We start from the raw sequence: 4120 nt of genomic DNA, 5'->3' as shown, positions 1-4120 counted from the left end.
TGAGCAGACCATCATGGATGCGCTGTGGCCCGACGCGGAAGGCCACCAGGCACAGTCGAACTTCAAGACCACGTTGCATCGTCTGCGCAAGTCCCTGGGCGAGCACCCGGTGCTGGAACTGACAAATCATCAACTGAGCCTGAACGGAAAATATGTGTGGGTGGACTGCTGGGCCATTGCTCGCCTGTTCGAACGTGCCGAGGCCAGCGTTGCCGGCAGGGACACCGCGCAGTGTCACGATTTACTCCTGCGCCTGATGCGCCACTACGGCGGGCATTTCCTGGCCAGTGAACCCGCGAGCTGGGTCGTGCGACAGCGGGAGAAGATGCGCAATTGCCTTGTCCGTTGGTCCGTGCAATTGACACGCTGTGTCGAGGATGCCGATACCCAGGCGGCGCTGCACAGTTACCGGCACCTGCTGGAAACCGACCCGCTGCTGGAGGAGGCCTGGCAGGGGCTGATCCGCTGCCATCTGGTGGAGGGGCGGGAAGCCGAGGCGCGGGCCTGTTACGAAAAGTGTGTCCAGGTTTTCACCAGCAGCACGGGATGTGCACCCTCGGCAGCAACCCGTGCCTTGCTCAACAGCTGATTGCAGCCTGTTTCCCCGTCTCAGATTCGGAGGGCTTTTACTCCTTATCATGGGAAACTCCCGAGCCGGAGTAACCTCTGTGTAACCCTCCCCCCCTTATACTCGCGGCTGGCTTTCCTACAAGGTTCTCGAATCGCCACCCCTGGCAACATGCGCCGGGATTCGAGGGATGGGTGCACCCCGGCAATGGGAATATGGGTGGGTGACTGTGCTGCACGGCCGTTTCATGAACAGCTTGTCGTATGCGGTAGTCCTTTTGGCAGGAATTGCCTGGCTGTTGCCGGGCGCCCTGTGGGCGAGCATTCGCGTGTCACCGCCTGCCGATCCCGTCTACCAGGGCCAGCCGCTGACCCTGACCGTGACCCTCGTGGACCAGGCCCTGCAGCGGGGCGAATTGTTCTACCGTCCGGTGGGCACACGGTATTTTCAGCGCATTCCCTTGCAGGTGCTGGGCCGGCAGTCGGCGCGCGCGATCATACCGGCCTCCGCCGTCGTTGCCCCGGGCATGGAATACTATGTCCGCATCATCGACCCGCGCGGCCGGCCCTTTTCAGCACCCCTCAATGCGCCGGCCACGGTGCACCGCCTGGCGGTACGCGCGGCGCCGGCGCCTGGCGCACTGAGGCTGCTCAGTCCCGCCACGGATGCCCCGCTGCAGGCCACGGAACTGCGCGTGGAGATCAGCGCCGATCCCGACCGCTTTCGCTTCGCGCCCGACAACACCACCCTGTTGCTGGACGACACCGATGTCAGCAGCCTGGCCCGGTTCAGCGACGGCCGCCTGTGGTTCAGCACCGGGCTGATGCCGGCCCCCGGCGAACACACCCTGCTGCTCGCCGTGGCGGACAGCAGCGGCCGCATGCACGAGAAATCCTGGACCTTTACCGTGGGCGAGGCGGAAGGGGAGGCCGGCGGCGGCCTGTTTGCCGAGGGCGGCCTGTCCTTCAACTATGGCAATCAGCTACAGAACAGCGCCGGGACCGGCGGCGACAGCGCCAGCGCCAACCTGAACCTGGAGGCCGGCCTGCGCCGCGGGCAATGGGAGACCCGGCTGCGCAACATCAACCTGCAATACCTGAAGGACAGCCCCACGGAGGACGTCACCCTCAGCTCCGGCTTCAACCTGTCCGTCACCGATGGCGAGCAACTGGCGGAATACGGTGACGTATCCATCCGCGAAACCGCGCTCAGTGCGCCATCCTTCGCGCGGCGCGGTTTCCGGGCCAGGCTGAAGGGCGCCGGTAACGAGCTGCGGCTGTTCAACGTCAACGCGGAGACCGTCACCGGCATGGATGCCGGCATCGGCGATAGCGGCCAGCAGGTCTACGGGCTGTCCCTGAGCCGCTCCCTGCTGTCCGGTGACCGCCTGCCCATGACCCTGGCCTACATCACCGGCGAAAACCAAGCCGCCAGCGGCGACAACAGCGCCAGCACCGGCACCCCCAGCAAGGGGGACGTGCTGGCCCTGGCCCTGGAACATAGCGCGGGGGACACCACCCTGAAGACCGAGCTGGCCCGCAGCGGCTTCGACGCCGACACCACCGACGGCACCGGCAAGCAGGGCGACTTTGCCGGCACCGTGGATTTGTCGCAACGCCTCGGCCGGCACTCCCTGGGCGCCAGCTATCGCTACTACGGCACCGACTTTGCCAGCATCGCCAACCCCAATTTCACCTCGGACCGCGAATCACTGGCCGTCAATGCCGGCGCCGTGCTGGGGGTATCCAACCTCGGCTTCAGCCTCAGCCGCAGCCGCGACAACGTCGGCAATGATGCCAGCCGCCCGGTGGTGGTGAGCACCGCGGCCAGCATCAGCTACGGCTTCGCCGCCGAGCCCTGGCCCAGTTTCAACGCCAGCTACTCCCGCGCCGCACAGAACAGCAGCAAGGAACCGGCGGGCAGCCAGCCGGTGAAAAACATCAACGAGACCCTGAGCATCGCCCTGGCCAAGTCCGCAAAGCGCTGGAACCTCGGGCTGAACACCAGCTACAGCAGGATCACCGACGACATCGGCAGCCTGGACAGCGAGACCCGGGCCGTCAACCTCAGCGGCGGTTACCTGCCGGCCAGCGGCCTCAATCTGAACCTGTCCCTGAGTTTCAATGAAAGCACCAGCGCCTCGGTGCTCAAGACCACGCGCATCGCCGCGCTCACCGCCAGCGGCTCCCCCGGTTTCGCGGATTTTCTCAACACCAGCCTGCAGGTCTCGTACATGGAAAACGAGGCCTCCGACGGCAGCCAGGATTCCACCAGTCTCAATGGCACCCTGCGCCTGTCCGCTGACATCAGCCGCTACAGCCGCAAATGGCTGCGTTTCCGCAGCGGCTCACTGGCGCTGAGCGCCAATTTCAGTGAGGTCACCGACCGGGTCAAGCCGGGCAACGACATCGACAGCCGCTCCGTGTTCCTGAGCATCAACCTGTTCACCCCCATCAACGGTTTATAGTGATGCGCGGCCGCGGCGATGATCTTCCATCACCCCGCCCGCAGGCCCGGAGCCCCTGGCGAGGCCGGCTGTGGGCGGCGGGTATCGTGCTGCTCATCGGCGGTTGCGGCAGCACGGTCGACACGGCCTCGACGGGCAGCGCGGCTACGCCCGGCGCGCCATACCGCATCACCGGCGCCGGCGGCAAGACCAGCGGCCCGCTGCAAATCACCCGCATCGAATTGACGTTCGCCAACCAGCAGGCTGAGGCCACGGTGCCGCAAGATGCCCGGTTGCACGCCCGCGCGGTGATCCGCACCGACGGCAATGGCCCGCTGCGCGCCACCTGGCTGGTGGACGGGCGGCCGTTGGAGACGGTGGCGCTGAACCTCAGCTTTGGCAGCACCGTGACCCTGCAAACCGGCGCCGGCACGCGCCTGCCCACCTTCGAGCCGGGGCCGCACAGCGTGACCCTGCGCGTGCAGGAGCCGGCGCCGCCGTTTCCGGTGCCGGTGATTCGCTACTTCGTGACGGGCCGGAAGACTAAGGGGAACTAGGCGCAATATGGCACGGATGTTCTCACATGGCCGATGGGCGGCTCGCGGGGCAGTCATCATGTCGGTGCTGATGTTGTCGCTGGCGCGCGGCCTGCCGGCCGCCCCCATCGACCTGCAACTCGATGTCCAGAGCGGCCGGCCTTCCACCGCCGGGCCGCTGGTGATCAACCGGGTGGAACTGCAATTCGAAAACGGACGGGGGGACATCACCGTGCCACTCAACGCCAGCCTCAAGGCGCAGGCCCTGATCAACTACACCGGCAACGGTGTGCTGGCCGCGCGCTGGGTGGTGGACGGGCGGCCCATCCAGCAGATCAACCGCAGCCTGTCCTTTGGCAGCGACGTGGTGATCGAAACCGGGGACATTCCACCGCTGCCCACCTTCGAGCCGGGCAGCCACCGCCTGAGCCTGCAGATCCTCCAGCCCCGCGCAAACCTGCGCATTCCCGTCCTGCGTTACTTCGTGCGCGGCACCGCGGCCGGTGGCCGCAGCCTGCAGCCGACGCAGCCCGCCAACGGCATGAACCTGTACCGCGACCAGCTCGCCTT

4 protein-coding genes are annotated in these 4120 nt (G+C 66.4%); all 4 read left to right on the top strand.

Annotated elements, in window-relative coordinates:
• The first annotated feature begins 13 nt into the window (after positions 1 to 13).
• A complete protein-coding gene (locus ENJ19_02185; GenBank protein ID HHM04538.1) occupies positions 14 to 589 on the top strand; it encodes a hypothetical protein in 576 nt (191 codons plus the stop codon).
• A gap of 256 nt (positions 590 to 845) precedes the next feature.
• Positions 846 to 3035, top strand: coding sequence for a hypothetical protein (locus ENJ19_02180; GenBank protein HHM04537.1), 2190 nt, complete (start codon positions 846 to 848; stop codon positions 3033 to 3035).
• An 86-nt stretch (positions 3036 to 3121) separates the two neighbouring features.
• Entirely contained in the window at positions 3122 to 3571 is a 450-nt protein-coding gene (locus tag ENJ19_02175) for a hypothetical protein (protein ID HHM04536.1), read from the top strand.
• A gap of 58 nt (positions 3572 to 3629) precedes the next feature.
• Positions 3630 to 4120: hypothetical protein (locus ENJ19_02170; GenBank protein HHM04535.1), on the top strand; the 491-nt coding region annotated here is incomplete at its 3' end.

It is taken from the genome of Gammaproteobacteria bacterium, from assembly GCA_011375345.1.
Taxonomy (GTDB): domain Bacteria; phylum Pseudomonadota; class Gammaproteobacteria; order DRLM01; family DRLM01; genus DRLM01.
The sequence above is the reverse complement of the archived record's forward strand: the minus strand, read 5'-3'. Positions and strand labels throughout refer to the sequence as shown.